The following is a 21918-nucleotide window of genomic DNA, read 5'->3' on the forward strand; positions in this document are numbered from 1 at the left end:
CACCTCCAAGTCATCGTCCTGCACCTGGTTGGTCGGCCAGAAACCGAACACGGCGCGGGCGCTGATGAGCTTTTCGTCGATCAGCTTGTTGAGCATTTCCTGGGCATCGGCATACAGCGCAGTAGCGGCTTCACCGACCACTTCGTCTTCGAGGATGCGCGGGAATTTGCCGGCCAGGTCCCAGGAGATAAAGAACGGCGTCCAGTCGATGTATTCGGCCAGCACCTTGAGGTCGATATTGTCCAGCACCCTGGAGCCGGTGAAGGTCGGTTTGACCGGTGTGTAGCTGCTCCAGTCGAACTGCGGCTTCTTGGCGATGGCGGCCGGATAGCTCAGGCGCTCGGTGCGCGCGCTGCGGTTGGCAGTACGTTCGCGCACGTCGATGTATTCCAGGCGGGTCTTTTCGACAAAACCGGCCTTCAGCTCCTTGGACAGCAACTGCGTGGCCACACCCACGGCACGCGAGGCGTCGGTGACGTAGATCACCGCGTCGTTGCTGTACTTGGGCTCGATTTTCACTGCCGTGTGCGCCTTGGAAGTGGTGGCGCCGCCGATCATCAATGGCAGGTGGAAGTCCTGGCGCTGCATCTCACGGGCCACATGCACCATTTCATCCAGCGACGGCGTGATCAGGCCGGACAGGCCGATGATGTCGCACTTCTGCTCCTTGGCCACCTGCAGGATCTTCTCCGCCGGCACCATCACGCCCAGGTCAACAATGTCATAGCCGTTGCAACCGAGCACCACGCCGACAATGTTCTTGCCGATGTCATGCACGTCGCCCTTGACCGTGGCCATCAGGATCTTGCCCTTGGCCTCCGGCTTGTCGCCTTTTTCCAGCTCGATAAACGGAATCAAGTGCGCCACGGCCTGCTTCATCACCCGGGCTGATTTAACCACTTGAGGCAGGAACATCTTGCCGGCGCCAAACAGGTCGCCGACGATGTTCATGCCGGACATCAGCGGGCCTTCGATCACTTCGATCGGGCGTGCGAACGACTGGCGCGATTCTTCGGTGTCTTCGACGATATGCGTGGTGATGCCCTTGACCAGCGCGTGTTCCAGACGCTTGTTGACGTCCCAGCCGCGCCATTCCTCAGTCTCGGCTTCCTTGACGCTGCCGTCGCCCTTGTACTTGTCGGCAATCGCCAGCAGGGCGTCGGTGCCTTCCGGCGTGCGGTTAAGCACCACGTCTTCCACCGCGTCACGCAGCTCCGCCGGGATCTGGTCGTAGATCTCCAACTGGCCGGCGTTGACGATGCCCATGGTCAGGCCGTTGCGAATCGCATACAGCAGGAACACCGAGTGGATCGCCTCACGCACCGGGTTGTTGCCCCGGAACGAGAACGACACGTTGGACACGCCGCCGGAGGTCAGTGCATACGGCAGCTCGTCACGGATGTAGGCACAAGCGTTGATGAAATCGACGGCGTAGTTGTTGTGCGCCTCGATACCGGTAGCGACCGCGAAGATGTTCGGGTCGAAAATGATGTCTTCCGGCGGAAAGCCGACTTCATTCACCAGAATGTCGTAGGAACGTTTGCAGATCTCTTTTTTGCGCGCTTCGGTGTCGGCCTGGCCGGCTTCGTCGAAGGCCATCACCACCACCGCTGCGCCATACCGCTTGCACAGCTTGGCGTGGTGGATGAACTGCTCGACGCCTTCTTTCATGCTGATCGAGTTGACGATGCCCTTGCCCTGGATGCACTTGAGGCCGGCTTCGATCACGTCCCACTTGGAGGAGTCGATCATGATCGGCACACGGGAGATGTCCGGCTCGCCGGCAATCAGGTTGAGGAAGGTCACCATGGCCTTCTTCGAATCGAGCATGCCCTCGTCCATGTTGATGTCGATCACCTGCGCGCCGGCTTCCACCTGCTGCAGAGCGACTTCCAGGGCTTCGGTGTAGTTGTCTTCACGGATCAGACGGGCGAACTTGGCGGAACCGGTGATGTTGGTGCGCTCGCCGACGTTGACGAACAACGAGCTGCGATCAATGGTGAACGGCTCCAGGCCCGACAAGCGGCAGGCCTTGGGAATGTCCGGAATTTGGCGCGGCGCATACCCGGCCACCGCCTTGGCGATGGCCTCAATGTGGCCCGGCGTGGTGCCGCAGCAGCCGCCGACGATGTTGAGGAAACCGCTCTGGGCGAACTCTTCGATGACCTTAGCGGTTTGTGACGTCAGTTCGTCGTACTCGCCAAACTCGTTGGGCAGGCCGGCGTTCGGGTGCGCCGACACATGGGTGTTGGCCTTGTTCGACAGCTCTTCCAGGTACGGGCGCAGTTCGCTGGCGCCCAGGGCGCAGTTGAGGCCGACCGAAATCGGCTTGGCGTGCGCCACCGAGTTCCAGAACGCTTCGGTGGTCTGGCCCGACAGGGTACGGCCGGAGGCGTCGGTGATGGTGCCGGAAATCATGATCGGCAGTTCGACATTCAATTCCTCGAACACGCCTTGCACGGCGAAGATCGCGGCCTTGGCGTTGAGCGTGTCGAAGATGGTCTCGATCAGGATCAGGTCGGCGCCGCCTTCGATCAGGCCTTTGGTGGCCTCGGTGTAGTTTTCCACCAGTTCATCGAAGGTCACGTTGCGGTAGCCGGGGTTGTTCACATCCGGCGACAGCGAGCAGGTGCGGCTGGTCGGGCCAAGCACGCCGGCGACAAAACGCGGCTTGGCCGGGTTCTCCAGGGTCTTGGCATCGGCGATCTTGCGCGCCAGGCGTGCGCCTTCTACGTTCAGTTCATAGGCCAGTTCTTCCATGCCGTAGTCGGCCATGGAAATACGCGTGGCGTTGAAGGTGTTGGTTTCCAGAATGTCGGCGCCGGCATCCAGGTAAGCCTTTTCGATACCGCCAATTACGTCCGGGCGGGTAAGTACCAGCAGGTCGTTGTTGCCTTTGACGTCACTCGGCCAGTCGGCGAAGCGTTTGCCGCGATAATCCTGCTCTTCGAGCTTGTAGCTCTGGATCATCGTGCCCATACCGCCGTCGAGGATCAGGATTCGGTCCTTGAGGGCTTGATGAAGGGCTTGCAGACGAACGCTACGGTCGGACATGGGGCTACTCTGGTCAGGCATTTCGGAGGGCGTGAATCATAACAAACCTGTGCCGATTTAGAGCATGTCCTGGTTTTGCATGAATATCGTTCATGTTGGTGCAGGTCTTGGCCCGGTAGAATTGCCGGCACTTATAGCGCACGCATTGAATCGGGACCGGATACATGTCACTTCGTTTACTCACCAGCGCCGTCCTGGCACTGGTCGCCTGCGTTGCACAGGCCAACGGAACCGCCCCGGAGATTTCCTATACCCGCGACATTCAGCCGATCTTCAACGAAAAGTGCGTGGCCTGCCATGCCTGCTACGACTCCGCGTGCCAATTGAACCTGGGCAGCGCCGAGGGTGCGTCCCGTGGCGCGAGCAAAACCCCTGTGTATGACGGCGAGCGCAGCCAGGCCACGCCGACCACGCGTTTGTTCTACGACGCATTCGGCAAACAGGCCTGGCAACAAAAAGGCTTCTATTCGGTACTCGACGCCCAAGGCAGCCAGGCCGCATTGGTGGCGCGCATGCTGGAGCTGGGGCATAACGCGCCGCTGCAACCCAATGCCAAGTTGCCCGATGAGATTGTGTTGGGCCTCAACCGCCAAAACATGTGCGCCATGCCCGGCGAGTTCAATGCCTACGCCGGCAGCCATCCCAAGGAAGGCATGCCGCTGGCGGTCACCGGTTTGACCGACCAGCAATACCAAACCTTGCAGCGCTGGCTCGCCTCCGGTGCGCCGATTGACGAGCAAGGCCTGGCGCCAAGTGCCAGGGAAGCCCTGCAAGTACAGCAGTGGGAAAACCTGTTCAACCAGCCTGGCGCCCGTGAAAGCCTGGTGGCGCGCTGGCTGTACGAGCATTTGTACCTGGCGCATATTTATTTCGAAAACGGTGAGCCGGGGCATTTCTTCCAATGGGTGCGTTCGCGCACGCCAAGTGGCCAGCCCATCGACCTGATCGCCACCCGTCGACCCAACGATGACCCGGGCACCCAGGTGTATTACCGCCTGTGGCCGGTGCAGGGCGTGATCGTGCATAAAACCCACATCACTTACCCGTTCAGCGCGGCGAAAATGGCGCGGATCAAAGACCTGTTCTATTCCGGCGACTGGCAGGTGAGTGCCTTGCCGGGCTATGGCCCCGGTCGTCGTGCCAACCCGTTCGAAACCTTTGAAGCCATCCCGGCCAAGGCGCGCTACCAGTTCATGCTCGATAACGCCGAGTATTTTGTACGCACCTTCATTCGCGGGCCAGTCTGTCGTGGTCAGATCGCCACGGACGTGATTCGCGATAACTTCTGGACCCTGTTCCAGGACCCGGACCACGACCTGTACATCACCGATGCACGCTATCGCGGCCAGGCTACTCCGCTGCTGGCGATGCCGGGGCAGAACGATGACGTGGGCAGTGTGCTGAGCCTGTGGCTGGCCTATCGCGACAAGCGCAACCAATATGAAGCCTTGCGCCGTGACAGCTACGCGGACGTGCCGCCGCCGAGCTGGTCGACTTTGTGGGCGGGTAATGACAACGCCTTGCTGACGATTTTTCGGCATTTCGACAGTGCTTCGGTGACCAAAGGCTTGATTGGCGAAGTACCGCAGACGATGTGGTTGTTCGACTATCCGCTGCTGGAGCGCACCTATTACCAGTTGGCGGTGAATTTCGATGTGTTCGGCAATGTGTCGCACCAGGCCCAGACCCGGCTGTATTTCGACCTGATCCGCAACGGCGCCGAGCAGAACTTCCTGCGCCTGATGCCGGCCGATACCCGCGATGACTTTATGGATGATTGGTACCAGAACAGCGGCAAGCTCAAGCTGTGGCTGGACTACGAGGCGATTGACGACGACAAGCCAAGCGGCTTGCATCTGGATGAAAAAGACCCGAAACGTGACTTTGCCAACCAGTTATTGACGCGTTACGGCGATTTGAATGCCAGCCCGGATCCGATCAACCGTTGCACAGGTGCTTATTGCTCGCGCGATGGCATCGACCCGGCGTTGCAGGACGCGGAGCAGGCATTAAGCCGGCTGACATCACGCCCGGCGGCGGGGCTCAAGGTGATTGATCAGTTGCCTGAGGCGACCATGCTGCGTATCGAGACCGCCAGCGGCAAGCGCGTGGTTTACAGCCTGCTGCGTAACCGCGCGCACAGTAATGTGGCGTTCCTGCTGGGTGAGGCTTATCGCTATCAGCCGGGGTTGGATACGGTGACGATCTATCCGGGTGTGCTTAGCAGTTATCCGAACTTCATCTTCAATATCCCTGCGCAAGAGGTGCCCGAGTTTGTGGCGGCCATGGAAAACACCAGGGATGCCAAGCGGTTTGAGAAGATTGTTGATCGGTGGGGTGTGCGGCGCAGTCATCCGTTGTTCTGGCAATACTTTCACGACCTGTCGCAGTACATCCGTGAGACTGCGCCGTTGGAAGACGGGGTGCTGGATATGAATCGGTATGAGAATCTCTGATGAGTTGGTTGGGCCTTTTCCGACAAAATTACTCGGACTTTGTACCTGCGTAATATTTTGGCGTAAACTGCCGGCAAGCCTGTGAGGAGTTTCCATGACTGCCATAACCATTACCGACGCCGCCCACGATTACCTGGCTGACCTGCTGTCCAAGCAGAACACCCCAGGCATCGGCATCCGCGTCTTTATCACCCAGCCCGGCACCCAGTACGCCGAGACTTGCATCGCCTACTGCAAGCCCGGGGAAGAGAAACCTGAAGACACCGCCCTGGGGCTCAAAAGCTTCACTGCGTACATCGACAACTTCAGCGAAGCCTTCCTCGATGACGCCGTGGTCGACTACGCCACCGATCGCATGGGCGGCCAGTTGACCATCAAGGCGCCCAACGCCAAGGTACCGAACGTCAACGCCGACAGCCCGGTCAACGAGCGCATCAACTACTACCTGCAAACCGAGATCAACCCTGGGCTGGCCAGCCACGGCGGTCAGGTCAGCTTGATCGATGTGGTCGAAGACGGTATTGCCGTGCTCAAGTTCGGCGGCGGCTGCCAAGGCTGCGGCCAGGCCGACGTGACCTTGCGTGAAGGCATCGAGCGCACCTTGCTCGAACGTATCCCGGAGCTCAAGGGTGTGCGTGACGTGACCGACCACACGCAGAAAGAAAACGCCTACTACTGAGTAAGGTGTTCACTGCGAATAAAAAAACGGCGCCCCGTGAGCGCCGTTTTTTATGCTTAAAATTCAGTGCGTTACGCAGTCTACTTAACAAAGTAGATCAGCTGTGGGAGCTGGCTTGCCTGCGATGACGGCCTATCAGCCAACAAGTCCAGTGGCAGACACACCGCTATCGCAGGCAAGCCAGCTCCCACACTTCAGGGGCGATATAGGTGCGCATGCCCCGCCCGATACAGCGACGATTCGCTGAAACCATCACTGGCCAGCACCCGACCCACCACAATCAACGCCGTACGCCGAAACCCTTTGGCCGCTACTTTCTCGGCAATATCCGCCAACGTGCCCAGCACCCAATCCTGATCCGGCCACGTCGCGCGGTGTACCACGGCAATCGGGCAGTCCGCGCCGTAGTGCGGCAGCAGTTCGGCGACGATTTTCTCCAGGTGGTTGACCCCCAGGTGAATTGCCATCGTTGTGCCATGCTGCGCCAAGCTGTCGAATGCCTCACCCGCCGGCATGCTGGTTTTATCGGCATAACGGGTCAGGATCACACTCTGGGCGATGTCCGGCAGGGTCAGCTCTGTTTCCAGCAACGCGGCGCAAGCCGACACTGCAGTCACCCCAGGGATGATCTGGAACGGTATGCCCAACTCACGCAAATAACGGATTTGCTCGCCAATCGCGCCATACAGGCTCGGGTCGCCGGAGTGAACGCGGGCCACATCCTGGCCGTTGGCGTGGGCTGCCTTGATCAGCTCAATGATCTGTTCCAGGTGCAATTCGGCGCTGTTGACTACCTGTTCAGCCTGATGACCTTCCAATACCGCCGCCGGCACCAGGGAGCCGGCATAGATGATCACCGGGCAGCTGCGGATCAGCCGCTGGCCCTTGACGGTGATCAATTCCGGGTCGCCGGGGCCTGCGCCGATAAAGTAGACGGTCATGGGAATTCCTGTTGAAAAACGGGCGAGCATGAAAGTTGCTCATGATCGAGGAGGGCAATTATCGGGATTTTAGTCGGCGCACGCCAATGCAAAGGTGGCCTGGGCGGTTTTTTTGCGCGTGATCAACAGGCGGGCAGGGCGCTGGGAGAGCTGTTCAGCCAGGGCCAGGGCGGCGCTTTCGGCGATGCCATAGCAACCTGTATGCGCAAAAGCGACGGCTGACTTGTGGCTCAAGCGCTGTTCATAACCGGCCAATTGTGCAGCACTGAAACACTGCAAAGGCAGCTCCAGCAGTCGGGCCAGGGCCAGCAGGCCGGGTTCAGCGTGTTTGCGATCAATGCTCGCCAACGCGGTGATGCGTTGGCGTTCAATGCCGCCGTCGGCGAGGGCTGCGTAAAGCAGGCCGAGCAGGGTGTGAACATCACAGCCGCGCTGGCAGCCCAGGCCGACCACCAGTGTCATGCCGAGTATTGACTGTCGCGGTTGCGACGAAACAGCCATGCGCTGATCCAGCCCAAGGCCAGCCAGAAGGCCACGTTAGTCAGGTGCGAGGCGATTTTGAACTGTGCTTCCAGGGCTTCGGGTGCCAGCATCGAATGCACTTGCGGTTGCGGCGCGCCGATCACGTGGGGCACGGCCAGGATCGCCACGCCCAACACCTTGAGCAGCCAGCTACGACCAAACACCAGCAGTGCGATACCGGCGGCGGTGGAGGCCGCGGTGCCGATCCACCAGATCTGCCGTTGCGCCAGGTCGGCGGCAGCCGTGCCCGGCAACTCCGGCGGCAGCCCCAGGGTGGGCGCCAGTACAAACGTCGCGTAACCGGCCAAGCCCCAGAGCAACCCTTGAGCCGTGCGGGTCGGCGCGCGCAAGGTGTAGAGACCGGCCAGCATCAGCGCGAAACCGACCGCTACCACCAGGTTGCCGCCAGTGGTCGACAACACACGCTGCCAGCCATTTTCCGGCTCCCAGGCTTCGGCGTCGTGGGTGTGGGCTGCGGCGCCAGCGGCGTGTTCGTGCGCCACTTCGACGGCCGGGGCATTTTCAAAGGTTTCCGCCTGCAGAATCAGCGGGGCGACCCAAAAGCTTTGCAGCAGGGTCAGCAACAGGGCGGCCAGCAGGCCAGTGAAACCTGCGGTTTGGGCAATACGCTTGATCATGTCGGCAGGCCTCAGTGGCACGGGAACGCGGCGCTGTGGCGGGTATCGTGGGCGGCGTTGTGCACCGCTTCGATATGCGAGAAACCGGCGAAGTACACCAGGCACGCGCCGAGGATCGACGCGCCGATGGCGGCGCCCAGGCGTTGGCTCAAGGTAGTGGTGCTGCTGGCGGTGTGCGAAGTGCTGCTGATGATCGACATGGCGCGTCCCTTCAGGGGTTCAGGGTGACGCAGGCGCATGAAAACCCCGCGAGGCAGGCACGCAGGGTTCTGAACAGCGCCCGCCCACCGCGGGTTTGTTATCTGGTTTTTTCGGGCCGGTCTCCGGGCTTGCGAGGGGCGCTCTTGGGAAAAGAGGTGGGCCGTATCAAGCATCTCCTTCCCATGCACAGGCACAGTGGATTTGATGCTTCGCTCGCTTACCGTTGCGGGGGCAGCACCGGACTCGTCATCACGCTATGACTCACCGGTTTCCCGTTTCACCCTGTGAAGGGCACCCGAAACAAGATGTGTAGGAGAGCATGGGCGGGCGACGGTAGTCAAATCGCGCGAGCCCCTGTAGCCTTGCACCTTCGAGGTTCTTCGGCCCACGCCGAAGCTAAGAAGGGAACGCGGTCCAAGCCGCGGCTGCCCCCGCAACTGTGAAGGGTTCAGCTGCCTGCCACGCCACTGCCATAACGGCGGGAAGGCGCAGCCAGCGCGGGTCGCAAGACCTGCAAACCCCAAGCCAGGAGACCTGCCTCGCAACCGATTTTCTACTTAACCGGGCGGGGTGATCCGGTGACGAAATCCGCTGCTGCGCGCCGTCGCAGGGTCTATCGTCCCGTCTGCCCGCCCCCAAGGGCATCCGATGAAAACACTGGCCAAACTCCCCGTCACCATCGTTACCGGCTTCCTCGGTTCGGGTAAAACCACCTTGCTGCGCCATATGCTCGACAACGCTCAAGGCCGTCGCATCGCCGTGATCGTCAACGAATTCGGCGAACTGGGCATCGACGGTGAGATCCTCAAACAGTGCTCCATCGGTTGCACCGAAGAAGAAGCCAACGGCCGCGTTTACGAACTGGCCAACGGCTGCCTGTGCTGCACCGTGCAGGAAGAGTTCTTCCCGGTGATGCGCGAGCTGGTTGCACGTCGCGGCGACCTCGACCATATCCTTATTGAAACCTCGGGCCTGGCCCTGCCAAAACCGCTGGTGCAAGCCTTCCAGTGGCCGGAAATCCGCAGCGCCTGCACGGTTGACGCGGTAATCACCGTGGTCGACAGCCCGGCCGTGGCTGCCGGCACCTTCGCCGCCTTCCCGGACCAGGTTGACGCCCAGCGCAAACTCGACCCGAACCTGGACCACGAATCGCCGCTGCACGAGCTGTTTGCCGACCAGTTGGCCAGCGCCGACCTGGTGATCCTCAACAAATCCGACCTGATCAGCGCCGAAGACCTGGCCCGCGTGCGCCTGGAAGTCGCCGAAGAACTGCCGCCGGCCGTAAAAATCATCGAAGCCAGCAGCGGTCGCCTGCCATTGGACGTGCTGATCGGCCTGGGCGCGGGTTCCGAAGAACACATCGACGGCCGCCACAGCCATCACGATCATCACCATGAAGGTGAAGACGATCACGACCACGATGCGTTCGACTCCATCTCCATCGACCTGCCGCAAGCGGACGAAGCGCTGCTGCTCGACGCCCTGACCCAGTTGGTGGTGCAACACGGCATCCTGCGCGTCAAAGGCTTCGCGGCGATCCCGAACAAGCCGATGCGCCTGCTGATCCAGGGTGTGGGCACGCGTTTCGACAAACATTTCGACCGTGCCTGGGGCGCCGACGAAGCGCGCATCACACGCCTGGTGCTGATCGGCCAGGAGCTGGATGCGGCGGGCCTCGAAGCGCAATTGCGCGCAGCGCTCAGCGTTTAACCCATGCACCTGCTCAGGACTCAGCCGGGTGGTTTCGTTTCGGACGACAATATTGCCGACCTTGGGCAAACCCCTGCCGAGCTGGTGATCCTGTGCAGCGGTGATTCCAGCCTTGCACTGTTGGCCGAGGCCGGCCAGCAGTTGCCCGTCGACTACCCCAGCTTTCGCCTGGCCAACCCCATGCAGGTGCAAAACCACGCCTCGGTCGACCTCTACGTCGACGAGGTGCTGCGCCACGCCAAGGTCATCCTGATTTCTCTGCACGGTGGCATCGGTTATTGGCGCTACGGCATCGAGCGCCTGGTGGAGTTGGCCGAGCGCGGCGTGCAGTTGATTCTGGTGCCGGGCGATGATCGCCCCGACCCGGAACTCAGCGGCTTAAGCACCGTTGGCATGGCTGAGCGCGACCGCCTCTGGCACTTCCTGCGCCAGGGCGGTTTGGGCAATGCGCTGGATTTCTACCGTTGCCTGGCCAGCAGCCACCTGGGCCGCGATTACGCCTGGGACGAGCCGCAAACCCTGGCGCGCACGGCGATTTATCACCCGCATAAACCCCACCCACGGCTGAACGACTGGCAGACCGATTGGCACGCCGACTGGCCGGTGGCGGCGGTGTTGTTCTACCGCTCGCACTTGCAGGCGGCCAATACCGGTTTTATCGATGTGTTCTGCCAACGCTTGCAGGCGGCGGGTCTTAACCCGCTGCCGATGGCGGTGGCCAGTTTGAAAGAACCCGGCTGCCTGACAGTGGTCGAGGACTTGCTGGATGCAGTGCAGGCGGCGGTGATTTTGAACACCACCGGCTTTGCCCAATCCAGCCCGGAAGCCCCGCACCTGCGGCCGTTTCGCCGCAATATCCCGGTGATCCAGGCGATCTGTGCCCAGGACAATCAGCCTGGCTGGGAGGCCAGTGAACAGGGCCTTGGCCCGCGTGACCTGGCCATGCACATCGCCTTGCCGGAGCTGGACGGGCGCATTATCAGCCGGCCCATCAGCTTTAAAGATTTAGCCTGGCGCAGCGAGCGCAGCCAATCCGACGTGGTGTGCTACCGCGCAGCGCCGGAACGCATGGATTTTGTCGCTGAACTGGCGCGGCGCTGGGTCGAACTGGCGCGAGTACCCAATGCCGACAAACGCATTGCGCTGATCCTGGCCAATTACCCGACCCGCGACGGCCGCATCGGCAATGGCGTGGGGCTGGATACGCCGGCAGCGGCGCTGAATATCCTGCGTGCGCTGCAAGCCGAAGGTTACCCGGTGCCGAGTGAGTTGCCCGCCAGCGGCACTGCCTTGATCCATGAATTGCTCGGCGGCGTCACCAACGACCTCGACAGCCTCGACCTGCGCCCGTGCCATCAAAGCCTGAGCCTGGACGACTACGAGGCGATGTTCCAGCGCTTGCCCGAAGCCAATCGCCAGGCCGTGCTGGAGCGCTGGGGCGCGCCGCACCACGACCCGATGTGCCGCGACGGGCGCATGATGATCGCCGGCCTGCGCCTGGGCCTGACCTTCGTCGGCATTCAGCCGGCACGCGGTTATCAGGTGGACCACAGCGCGGTGTACCACGACCCCGACCTGGTGCCGCCCCACGGCTACCTGGCGTTCTACTTCTGGTTGCGCCACACCTACGGCGCCCATGGCGTGATCCATGTGGGCAAGCATGGCAACCTTGAATGGCTGCCGGGCAAGGGTGTCGGGTTGTCGCAACATTGCTGGCCGGATGCGCTGCTCGGGCCATTGCCGAATATCTACCCGTTTATCGTCAATGACCCAGGCGAGGGCGCCCAGGCCAAGCGCCGCACCCAGGCGGTGATCATCGACCACCTGATGCCGCCGCTGACCCGCGCCGAAACCTATGGCCCGCTGCGTAACCTGGAGCTGTTGGCAGACGAATATTACGAAGCGCAGTTGCTTGACCCACGCCGTGCCCTCGAGCTGCAAAAAGACATTCTCAAGTTGGTGCGCGAAACCCGAATCGACCAGGAACTTGAGCTGGACAACGACGCTGACGCGGCGGTCTGGCTGCCGCGCCTGGACACCTACCTGTGCGACTTGAAGGAGTCGCAGATCCGCGACGGCCTGCATATCTTTGGCGAGTCGCCCGAAGGCCGCCTGCGCATCGACACCTTGCTGGCCTTGCTGCGCATTCCCCGTGGCGATGGGCGTGGCCCGCAATCGAGCCTGCTGCGGGTGTTGGCCAAAGCCTTCGACCTGGGTTTCGACCCGCTCGATTGTGCCCTGTCCGAGCCCTGGACCGGGCGCCGTCCCGAGGTGTTACAGAAGATCGACGCGCAGCTGTGGCGTACCGCCGGTGACACCCGCGAACGCCTGGAACTGTATGCCGCGCGCCTGATCGAGCAGGCACTGGAAGGGCCGCTCGAACAGCTCGAAGAACCCGGTTGGGAAGACGTGAAGTCGGTCATAGAAAGCCTGCGCATTGTTGTCGCGCCGCGCCTGGACGCCTGCGGCCCCGCCGAAATGCGCGGCCTGCTGGATGCCCTGAGTGGCCGTTTCGTACCTGCCGGCCCCAGCGGTGCGCCAAGTCGCGGGCGCCTCGACGTGCTGCCTACCGGGCGTAATTTCTTCAGCGTGGATGTGCGCAACCTGCCCACTACCACGGCCTGGCGCATCGGCTTTCAATCCGCCAACCTGATCCTTGAGCGGCACTTGCAAGACCACGGCGACCATCTGCGCCAGCTCGGTCTCTCTGTATGGGGCACCGCCACCATGCGCACCGGCGGCGACGATATCGCCCAGGCCATGGCGCTGATGGGCGTGCGCCCGGTATGGGCCACCGGCAGCCAGCGTGTGAATGACTTTGAAATCCTGCCGATCAGCTTGTTGGATCGCCCACGGGTGGATGTGACGCTACGCGTGTCCGGGTTCTTCCGCGATGCGTTCGCCAACCTGATCCGCCTGTTCGATGCGGCGGTGCAGGCGGTGGCGGCGCTGGATGAGCCAGACGACATGAACCCGCTGGCGGCCAAGGTGCGCAGTGAGCGTGAAGCGTTGCTCGAGTCGGGCCTGGATGAAGCGGCCGCGGCAAAGCAGGCCGGCTGGCGCATCTTTGGCGCTAAACCCGGTGCCTATGGCGCGGGTGTGCAGGGCGCGATTGACGGTCGCCTGTGGCAAAGCCGCGAAGACCTGGCCGAGGTCTACCTGAACTGGGGCGGCTACGCCTATGGGGGTGCCGACGAAGGCACCGCCGCCCGCGACCAATTCGCCCAGCGCCTGAGCCAGGTACAGGCGGTGTTGCACAACCAGGACAACCGCGAACACGACCTGCTCGATTCCAACGATTACTACCAATTCCAGGGCGGCATGCTCGCCGCCGTGGAAACCCTGAGTGGCGACAAAGCCTCCAGCTACCATGGCGACCACAGCCAGCCGGACCTGCCGAAGATCCGCACCTTGAAGGAAGAGCTCAACCGGGTGATCCGCTCCCGTGCCGCCAACCCCAAGTGGATCGACGGCGTGAAACGCCACGGTTATAAAGGCGCATTCGAGATGGCGGCCACGGTGGACAATTTGTTCGCATTCGACGCCACCACTGCACTGATCGACGATCACCAATACGCCTTGCTTGCCGACGCTTACCTGCTCGACGCCGACACCCGCGCCTTTGTGCAGCAGCACAACCCGGCGGCATTGCGCGACATGACCGAACGCATGCTCGAAGCCCAGCAACGCGGCATGTGGCAGGCGCCGGGCGCGTATCGCGAGGCGTTGGAAAACCTGTTGCTGGACATAGAAGAAGACAGCTGATGACCGATATTCCCACACTGTGGCGAGCGGGCTTGCCCCGCGTTGGGCCGCGTAGCGGCCCCAATAAGGTCAACCTGGTTTTCCTGAAAGAACGCGGCGTTTGGATTTAGGGCTGCTTCGCAGCCCAACGCGGGGCAAGCCCGCTCGCCACAAGAAATAGCAGAATTTAAAGAGAGCAGGTATGACTGATATTCCCCATTTCCCGCTGTCCGCCGTGGTCGGCGCCGATGAGCTGAAACTGGCGCTGTGCCTGACCGCCATCGACCCGAAAATCGGCGGTGTGCTGATCGAAGGCCCGCGTGGCATGGCCAAGTCGACCCTGGCGCGTGGCCTGGCGGATCTGTTGGTCAGCGGCCAGTTCGTCACCTTGCCGCTGGGCGCCACCGAAGAGCGCCTGGTCGGCACTCTGGACCTGGACGCCGCGCTGGGCGAGGGCCGGGCGCAGTTTTCCCCCGGCGTATTGGCCAAGGCCGATGGTGGTGTGTTGTATGTCGATGAAGTCAACTTGCTGCCCGATCACCTGGTCGACCTGCTGTTGGACGTGGCCGCCAGCGGCACCAACCTGATTGAGCGCGATGGCATCTCACATCGCCATTCGGCGCGTTTTGTGCTGATCGGCACCATGAACCCGGAGGAGGGTGAGTTGCGCCCGCAACTGCTCGACCGTTTCGGCTTTAATGTGGCGCTGAGCGGGCAGACTTTGCCGAGCGAGCGCGCGCAGATCATCCGGCGCCGCCTGGATTTCGACAGTAACCCGGCTGCGTTCTGCCGCCAATGGGCCGAACCGCAGGCGGCGCTGCGTGAGCGTTGCACCCAGGCGCGCACGCGGCTCGACAGTATTGAACTGGACGACCAGGCCCTGGCGCAGATCACCGAGCGTTGCTTTGCCGCCGGCGTCGATGGTTTGCGCGCCGACCTGGTCTGGTTGCGCGGCGCGCGCGCCCATGCTGCCTGGCGCGGCGCGAGTGCCATCGCCGAGGAAGATATCGAAGCGGTGGCCGAGTTCGCCTTGCGTCATCGCCGCCAACCGCAAACGCCGTCGACAAGCCCGCCCGATCCAGGCCAGGCTGCAAAACCGTCTGACCCATCACCCGGCCAGGGCCAGTGGGGCGATATGCCCGCGCCCGCATTGCCCACGGGCGCCCGCCGGGAAGTACCCACCTGGCCAAAAAAGCCCTAGGCATTCGCCCTCGACCTGACGCGGGGGCGGATGCCCGGCCCAAGGCAGGGCGACTGGAACATGGCAGGCACGGCAAGGCACGCAGCGCCCAGCGTGGCGCGATCAATTGGCCGGGCACCTTGCTCGGTGGCCGGCCGCAGTGCCGTGAGGATCTGCTTTATCACCTGCGCAGCCGCGCGGCCCATGAGTTGTGGCTGGTGATTGTCGATGCCTCGGCGTCCACCCGCCGCCATGGCGCGCTGAGCGACGCCAAAGGCCTGCTCGCCCAGCTGTTTGACGACGCCTACCGGCAGCGCGCGCGCATGGCGTTATTGACCGCCAGCGGGCACTCGCCTAAATGGCAGGTGCAGGGGCTCAAGGCCGCCAAAGGCTTGAGTGGCTGGCTGGCGCAGCTGGGCGCCGGTGGCGGCACACCGTTGCTGGCGGCGTTGTCCGAAGCTGGCCAATGGCTGCACGCGCGCCGCCGGCGTTACCCGGTCGAGCAGCAGCGGCTGCTGGTGATTACCGATGGGCGGCTCAAGGCTATCGCTGGGTTGCCCGTGCTCGATTGTCCTGGGCTACTGGTGGATATCGAGCGCGGCCCGATCAGGCTGGGCCGCGCAAAACAGCTGGCGCTTGAGCTGCATCTGGACTATCGGCCTATCGATAGTTTGTAGGCTTGATAAAACTGAACGCTGCCTGATTCCCGCTTGTCCCCGCTTCCCATGTCACCCCCTGCCTGCCAAATCCCTTAATTTTCCAAGCCTGCCGGACGCCACTCCAGGCCCTCGGCTGTGCCCGCGATTTTTTCCCGGCGCCAGCACACCCGCTTCAAACGGCAGCTGAATACGGACGTTCTACTCAACCGTGACTTATCAGGCAGGTTACCCCATGCAGTTCAGTGAATTATTGGCAGCGATTTCCACCCATGCGATCCGTCTTCAATTGGAAGAAGGCGACCTGATTATTCTCGGCGATGACGAAGCCCTGGATGACGATCTGTGGGATCAACTGATCGCGCACAAACCTCAATTGCTTGCCTTCGTGGCTGAACACGGCGGTGACTGGCTAAGCCCGGCTTACCGCATTACCCCCGACATGCTGGCACTGGTCACGCTCGACCAGCCGGCCATCGACCGCATTGTCGCCGCCATCCCCGGTGGCGCGGCGAATGTGCAGGATATTTACCCGTTGGCGCCGCTGCAGGAAGGCATGCTGTACCACCACCTTTCGGCGCAGCAAGGTGACCCCTACGTGCTGCACGCGCAGTTTGTGCTCGACAGCCGCGCGCGCCTTGACGCGTTTGCCGAGGCGCTGCAATGGGTGATCGACCGCCACGATATCCTGCGCACGTCCATGGCCTGGGAGCGTTTGGACGAACCGCTGCAAGTGGTGTGGCGCAAGGCAACCCTGGCCTGCGAAGAAGCGCATTTTGCCGACGGCGACCGCCTGGCGCAGTTGCTCGCGCGCTATGACGCCCGCGCCTATCGCATGGACCTGGGCCAGGCACCGTTACTGCGCCTGGTGTTTGCCAATGACCCGGCCAACCAGCGCGTGGTGGCGATGCTGTTGTTCCATCACACCATCCTCGACCACACCGCCCTGGATGTGGTGCGCCATGAGATCCAACTGTATCTGGCCGGTGAGCACGCCCAGGCGGCCGAGCCGGTGGCGTTTCGCAGCTATATCGCCCAGGTGCGCCACGGCGTCAGCGAACAGGCGCATGAGGCGTTCTTTCGCGACATGCTGGCGGATATCGATGCGCCGACTTTGCCCTTCGGCCTGCAGGATGTACAAGGCGACGGGCACGGCATCGATGAAGTGCGTGTGCCCGTCGACAGCAGCCTGAGCCGCCGCCTGCGTGGCCTGGCACGGCCACTGGGCGTCAGCGTGGCGAGCATCATGCACCTGGCCCTGGCGCGCGTGCTGGGCGTGGTGTCCGGGCGCGATGCCGTGGTGTTCGGCACGGTGATGCTTGGCCGCATGGGCGCCGGCGATGGCGGTGAACGCGCGCTGGGTATGTTTATCAACACCTTGCCGTTGCGCGTGGACGTGGGCGAGCAGGGCGTGCGCGCCGGGGTCAAGGCCACCCACGAACGCCTCACCACCTTGCTCAATCACGAGCATGCGTCCCTGGCGCTGGCCCAGCGTTGCAGCGGTGTGGCGGCGCCGACGCCGCTGTTCAGTGCGATGCTCAACTACCGCCACAGTGCCGCCACCGACATGGCGGCGGTGATCGAGGTGGCCGAAGGCATCCAGGTTCTGGGCGCCGAAGAGCGCACCAACTACCCGCTGACAGTCAACGTCGACGACCTGGGTGAAGACTTTGCGCTGACGGTGATGGTCGATGCGTCCATCGGCGCGCAACGGGTCGCCGGTTACCTGCACACGGCCCTGCACAGCCTGGCCGAGGCCCTGGAGCAGCGACCGGATATGCCGCTCTGCGGCCTGAATATCCTGCCTGACACCGAACGTCACCATCTGCTGCACCGCCTCAATCAAAGCCCCGCGCACTACAGCGACACTGCCCTGATCCACGCGCAAGTCGAAGCCCACGCCGCCGCTCAACCCAATGCCATCGCCCTGCGTTTCGACACCCAGCGCATCACCTACCGCCAACTCAACGAACGTGCCAACCAGGTCGCCCACCGCCTGCTGGCCGAGGGCATTCGCCCTGATGATCGCGTGGCGATCTGCGTCGAGCGTGGCCCGGAGATGATTATTGGTCTGCTGGGTATCCTCAAGGCTGGCGCCGGTTATGTGCCCATCGACCCGGCTTACCCGCTGGAGCGCATCGCCTATACCCTGGCCGATAGCGCGCCAGTGGCCGTGTTGGTACAAGCCGACACGCAGCATCTGGTCGGTGATTTGACCCGCATCGACCTCAACAGCCTGCGCGCAGAATCCATCGTCAACCCGCGCGTTGCGCTCAGCCCGGCCAACCTGGCCTATGTGATCTACACCTCCGGCTCCACCGGGCTGCCCAAAGGCGTGATGATCGAACACCGCCACGTGGCGCGGCTGTTCACCGCCACCGAGCATTGGTTTGGCTTCAACGCCAATGATGTGTGGGCGCTGTTCCATTCCTTCGCGTTCGACTTCTCGGTCTGGGAGATCTGGGGCGCGCTGATGCACGGCGGCCAGTTGCTGATCGTGCCGCAACTGGTCAGCCGCTCGCCAGATGAGTGCTACGCGCTGATCTGTGACGCGGGTGTGAGCATCCTCAACCAGACGCCCAGCGCATTTCGCCAGTTGATCGCGGCCCAGAGCGCCCAGGCGCATTCACTGCGCCAGGTTATTTTCGGCGGCGAAGCCCTGGAACCGGGCATGCTCAAACCGTGGTACGCCCGCGCCATCAACGCTGGCACCCAATTGGTCAACATGTACGGCATCACCGAAACCACCGTGCACGTGACCTACCGCGCCCTGGAAGCGGCGGATGCGCAGTTGGTTGGCGTCAGCCCGATTGGTGTGCGCATTCCCGACCTGCAGCTGTATGTGCTGGATGCGCGTCGCGAGCCGTTGCCGATGGGTGTGGTCGGCGAGTTGTATGTCGGCGGCGCCGGTGTGGCGCGCGGTTACCTCAACCGTGACGAGCTGAATGCCGAACGCTTCCTGGCCGACCCGGCCACCGGCCTGCGCATGTACAAGACCGGTGACCTCGGCCGCCTGCTGGCCGATGGCAGCGTCGAATACCTGGGCCGTAACGATGACCAGGTGAAGATCCGCGGTTTCCGCATTGAACTGGGCGAAATCGAAGCCACTCTGGCCAGCGCCAACGGCGTGCGTGACGCGGTGGTTATCGCCCGTGAAGACGAGCCCGGTGACAAACGCCTGGTGGCCTACGTGATCGCCGAGCGCGAACTCGGTGCCGCTGAACTGCGCGACCATCTGCTGCTGAGCCTGGCTGAATACATGGTGCCCAGCGCCTTCGTGCTGCTGGACCAATTCCCGCTGACCACCAACGGCAAGCTCGACCGCAAAGCCTTGCCCGCGCCGGATGCCGACGCCCTGGCGCGGCGTGACTATGCCGCCCCGCAAGGCGCTGTGGAAAGCACCATCGCCGGCATCTGGCAGTCGCTGTTGAAACTCGACAACGTCGGGCGCGACGACAACTTCTTCGAGCTGGGCGGCCACTCGCTGCTGGCGGTCAAGCTGATCGAACGCATGCGCTAGGTGGAGTTGAGCTGCGACGTGCGCGTGTTGTTCGGCCAACCCACCTTGCGCGCACTCGCCGCGGCGGTGGGCGGGCAGCAGGAAGTCCAAGTGCCGGCCAATCGGATCACGGCGACCAGCGCACACATCAGCCCCGACATGCTGCCGCTGGTGACGCTGGACCAGGCGGCCATCGACCACATCCTCCAGCACGTGCCCGGCGGCATCGCCAACGTGCAGGATATCTACGGCCTGGCGCCGTTGCAGGCCGGCATCCTGTATCACCACCTGGCAACGACCGAGGGCGACCCCTACGTGTTGCAGGTGCAGTTCAATTTTGCCGACCAAATGGCGGTGGACGCGTTTACCCGCGCCTTGCACTGTGTGATCGAGCGTAACGACATCCTGCGCACCGGCATTCTGTGGGAAGGCCTGGATGAGCCGGTGCAAGTGGTGTTGCGCCAGGCGCCGCTGCACGTCGAGCGCCTCGACGTGCCGGCTGATGATGCGCTGGCGCAGCTGCAACAGCGCTTTGACCCACGCCATTTCCGCCTCGACCTGAGCCGCGCGTCGCTGATGCATTTCGGTTATGCGCAACAACAGGATGGCTTTGCAGGCATCCTGCTGCTGCACCATATCCTGCTCGACCACACCGCCCTGCAGGTGTTGGTGGAGGAGATGAGCGCCAGCCTGGCCGGCCACAGCACGCAACTGCCGCCGGCGGTGCAATACCGCAATTACGTGGCCCAGGCGCGTTTGGGCGTGACCCAGGCGCAACACGAAGCCTTTTTCAGCGACATGCTGGGTGATATTGACGAGCCCACGCTGGCGTTCGGTTTGCAGGATGTCAACGGCGACGGCAGCGGCATCGTCGAGGCGCATTTGCCGCTGGCCCCGGCGCTCAGCCAGGGCCTGCGCGAACAGGCGCGACAGCTGGGTGTCAGCAGCGCGAGCCTGGTGCACCTGGCCTGGGCGCAGGTGCTGGCCCAGGTCTCCGGCCAGCAGGATGTGGTGTTTGGTACCGTACTGCTGGGGCGCATGCAAGGCGGCGAGGGCGCCGACCGGGCGCTGGGAATGTTCATCAACACCTTGCCGCTGCGCGTCAGCCTGGGCGCCACCAGCGTGCAGGCCGGCGTGCGCGCCACCCATGCGCGCCTGGCGCAGTTGCTTGGGCACGAGCACGCTTCGCTGTCCCTGGCCCAGCGTTGCAGTGGTGTACCGGGTTCGTTGCCGCTGTTCAGTACCTTGCTCAACTTCCGTCACAGCGCCCCGGACGAGGCACCGGGAGACAGCCCGTTTGCCACGCACGGTATCGAGATTCTCAGTTCCCAGGAGCGCAGCAACTACCCGTTGGTGCTCAACGTCGATGACCTCGGCACCGGCTTTGCGCTGACCGTACAAGGCGTGGCCAGTCTGGATGTGCAGCGCGTGGGCGACTACATGCTCACCGCGCTCAGCCACCTGGTGACCGCGCTGCAACAAGCGCCGACCACCGCGTTGCAGGCGGTGTCGATTTTGCCGGCGGCCGAGCGTCACCAGCTGTTGGTCGAGTTCAACGCCACCGCGCGCCAATACCCGTCGCAGCTCACTGTGCACCAGCTGTTCGAAGCTCAGGCACTGGCGCGGCCCGAAGCCGTGGCGGCGGTGCAGGGTGCGTTGTCCTTGAGCTATCGTGACCTCAACCGCCGTGCCAACCGCCTGGCCCATCACCTGATCAACCAGGGCGTGCAACCGGGTGAGTACGTGGCGATTGCGTTGCCACGCTCGCTGGATTTGCTGGTGAGCCAACTGGCGATCCTCAAGTGCGCAGCGGTGTATGTGCCGCTGGACATCAACGCGCCGCTCGAACGCCAGGCCTTTATGGTGCAGGACAGCGGAGCGCGGCATGTACTCCATACCCTGGCCGACCTGAACCTGGATAGCCTGTCGCCGCGCAACCCGGAGCTTGCGCAGTCTTCGGACGAGGTGGCGTACATCATGTACACCTCCGGTTCCACTGGCGCGCCCAAAGGCGTGCAAGTGCCGCACCGCGCCGTCTCGCGGCTGGTACTCAACAACGGCTATGCCGATTTCAACGAGCGCGACCGCGTGGCCTTCGCCTCCAACCCGGCGTTCGACGCCAGCACCCTGGATGTGTGGGCGCCGTTGCTCAATGGCGGTTGCGTGGTGGTGGTCGAGCATGCGGTGCTGCTGTCCCAGGCCGCATTTGCCGAGCTGTTGCAGGAACAGGCCGTGAGCGTGCTGTGGATGACGGCAGGCTTGTTCCATCAATACGCCGACGCGTTGCTGCCGGTGCTGCGCCAGTTGCGCTACCTGATCGTCGGCGGCGATGTGCTTGACCCGCTGGTGATTGCCCGGGTGCTCAAGCACGGCAAGCCGCAACACCTGTTAAACGGCTACGGGCCGACCGAAGCCACCACCTTCTCGACCACGTTTGAAATCACCACGCCGGGCGCGGGCGCTGTGCCTATCGGCCGACCTATCGCAAATGCACAGGCCTATGTGCTGGATGCGCGCCAGGTCGCCGGTGCGGTACATGCGCCCCGGGTTGAACGGGTCTTGCAGGAAGCGTTCGGCGGTCAGGTCCGCACGGTTCAGGTAACCGCGCGCCACGCCGCTGCCACCCACATACAGCTCA

General features: G+C 63.0%; 12 protein-coding genes, 2 pseudogenes and 2 riboswitches. Of the genes and pseudogenes, 8 read left to right on the forward strand and 6 right to left on the reverse strand.

Annotated features, from left to right (window positions below; translation table 11 throughout):
• Window positions 1–3054: methionine synthase (gene metH / locus FEM54_RS03445; protein ID WP_138449538.1), on the reverse strand; the 3054-nt coding region annotated here is incomplete at its 3' end.
• A 164-nt stretch (window positions 3055–3218) separates the two neighbouring features.
• On the opposite strand from metH, the gene FEM54_RS03455 reads away from it, so the two are divergent.
• Window positions 3219–5510: a fatty acid cis/trans isomerase gene (locus FEM54_RS03455; protein ID WP_138449540.1), complete on the forward strand. Its 2292-nt coding sequence runs from the start codon at window positions 3219–3221 to the stop codon at window positions 5508–5510.
• Between the two features lie 94 nt (window positions 5511–5604).
• Entirely contained in the window at window positions 5605–6189 is a 585-nt protein-coding gene (gene nfuA, locus FEM54_RS03460) for a Fe-S biogenesis protein NfuA (RefSeq protein WP_017136914.1), read from the forward strand.
• A gap of 194 nt (window positions 6190–6383) precedes the next feature.
• Here the strand turns inward: nfuA and cobM are convergent, their stop codons facing one another.
• The 4 genes from cobM to FEM54_RS03480 form a co-directional block, all read right to left on the reverse strand.
• A complete protein-coding gene (cobM, locus tag FEM54_RS03465) occupies window positions 6384–7130 on the reverse strand; it encodes a precorrin-4 C(11)-methyltransferase (protein ID WP_017136913.1) in 747 nt (248 codons plus the stop codon).
• A 69-nt stretch (window positions 7131–7199) separates the two neighbouring features.
• A complete protein-coding gene (locus tag FEM54_RS03470; RefSeq protein WP_138449548.1) occupies window positions 7200–7592 on the reverse strand; it encodes a cobalamin biosynthesis protein in 393 nt (130 codons plus the stop codon).
• The gene (locus FEM54_RS03475) at window positions 7589–8290 is read right to left on the reverse strand and encodes a CbtA family protein (RefSeq protein WP_138449542.1); all 702 of its coding nucleotides are present in this window, start codon (window positions 8288–8290) and stop codon (window positions 7589–7591) included. Before FEM54_RS03475 ends, FEM54_RS03470 begins: the two co-directional genes overlap by 4 nt.
• Before the next feature lie 11 nt (window positions 8291–8301).
• On the reverse strand, window positions 8302–8490 hold the full coding sequence (locus FEM54_RS03480) for a CbtB domain-containing protein (protein WP_017136910.1): 189 nt from the start codon (window positions 8488–8490) through the stop codon (window positions 8302–8304).
• A gap of 97 nt (window positions 8491–8587) precedes the next feature.
• Window positions 8588–8805: riboswitch (cobalamin riboswitch) on the reverse strand.
• Window positions 8806–8847: 42 nt separating this feature from the next.
• A riboswitch (cobalamin riboswitch) is annotated at window positions 8848–9047 on the forward strand.
• A 92-nt stretch (window positions 9048–9139) separates the two neighbouring features.
• Between FEM54_RS03480 and cobW the strand changes: the two genes are divergently transcribed.
• The 6 genes and pseudogenes from cobW to FEM54_RS35230 all read left to right on the forward strand — a co-directional run.
• Window positions 9140–10201 (forward strand): cobalamin biosynthesis protein CobW, encoded by a 1062-nt coding sequence (cobW, locus tag FEM54_RS03485; RefSeq protein ID WP_017136909.1) that lies wholly within the window; start codon window positions 9140–9142, stop codon window positions 10199–10201.
• Between the two features lie 3 nt (window positions 10202–10204).
• The gene (gene cobN, locus FEM54_RS03490) at window positions 10205–13966 is read left to right on the forward strand and encodes a cobaltochelatase subunit CobN (RefSeq protein WP_138449544.1); all 3762 of its coding nucleotides are present in this window, start codon (window positions 10205–10207) and stop codon (window positions 13964–13966) included.
• A gap of 181 nt (window positions 13967–14147) precedes the next feature.
• Window positions 14148–15146 carry a magnesium chelatase ATPase subunit I gene (locus FEM54_RS03495; protein WP_138449546.1) on the forward strand — a complete coding sequence of 333 codons (999 nt, stop codon included), beginning with the start codon at window positions 14148–14150 and terminating at the stop codon, window positions 15144–15146.
• 53 nt (window positions 15147–15199) lie between these two features.
• Window positions 15200–15802 (forward strand): vWA domain-containing protein, encoded by a 603-nt coding sequence (locus FEM54_RS03500; RefSeq protein WP_138449550.1) that lies wholly within the window; start codon window positions 15200–15202, stop codon window positions 15800–15802.
• 535 nt (window positions 15803–16337) lie between these two features.
• The gene (locus FEM54_RS35225; protein ID WP_477749724.1) at window positions 16338–19301 is read left to right on the forward strand and encodes a non-ribosomal peptide synthetase; all 2964 of its coding nucleotides are present in this window, start codon (window positions 16338–16340) and stop codon (window positions 19299–19301) included.
• Window positions 19302–19439: 138 nt separating this feature from the next.
• A pseudogene (locus FEM54_RS35230) lies at window positions 19440–21737 on the forward strand (AMP-binding protein); the annotation flags it as partial.
• Window positions 21738–21776: 39 nt separating this feature from the next.
• On the opposite strand, the pseudogene FEM54_RS35040 reads toward FEM54_RS35230, so the two are convergent.
• Window positions 21777–21918: pseudogene (locus FEM54_RS35040) on the reverse strand (hypothetical protein); the annotation flags it as partial.

This window comes from Pseudomonas edaphica (genome assembly GCF_005863185.1).
GTDB lineage: Bacteria > Pseudomonadota > Gammaproteobacteria > Pseudomonadales > Pseudomonadaceae > Aquipseudomonas > Aquipseudomonas edaphica.

What these genes read in the sequence shown, in the direction of transcription:
- FEM54_RS03455 (WP_138449540.1), top strand. Translation starts at nt 3,219, where the DNA reads ATGTCACTTCGTTTACTCACCAGCGCCGTCCTGGCACTGGTCGCCTGC.
- nfuA (WP_017136914.1), top strand. Translation starts at nt 5,605, where the DNA reads ATGACTGCCATAACCATTACCGACGCCGCCCACGATTACCTGGCTGAC.
- cobM (WP_017136913.1), bottom strand. Translation starts at nt 7,130, where the DNA reads ATGACCGTCTACTTTATCGGCGCAGGCCCCGGCGACCCGGAATTGATC.
- FEM54_RS03470 (WP_138449548.1), bottom strand. Translation starts at nt 7,592, where the DNA reads ATGACACTGGTGGTCGGCCTGGGCTGCCAGCGCGGCTGTGATGTTCAC.
- FEM54_RS03475 (WP_138449542.1), bottom strand. Translation starts at nt 8,290, where the DNA reads ATGATCAAGCGTATTGCCCAAACCGCAGGTTTCACTGGCCTGCTGGCC.
- FEM54_RS03480 (WP_017136910.1), bottom strand. Translation starts at nt 8,490, where the DNA reads ATGTCGATCATCAGCAGCACTTCGCACACCGCCAGCAGCACCACTACC.
- cobW (WP_017136909.1), top strand. Translation starts at nt 9,140, where the DNA reads ATGAAAACACTGGCCAAACTCCCCGTCACCATCGTTACCGGCTTCCTC.
- cobN (WP_138449544.1), top strand. Translation starts at nt 10,205, where the DNA reads ATGCACCTGCTCAGGACTCAGCCGGGTGGTTTCGTTTCGGACGACAAT.
- FEM54_RS03495 (WP_138449546.1), top strand. Translation starts at nt 14,148, where the DNA reads ATGACTGATATTCCCCATTTCCCGCTGTCCGCCGTGGTCGGCGCCGAT.
- FEM54_RS35225 (WP_477749724.1), top strand. Translation starts at nt 16,338, where the DNA reads ATGCTGTACCACCACCTTTCGGCGCAGCAAGGTGACCCCTACGTGCTG.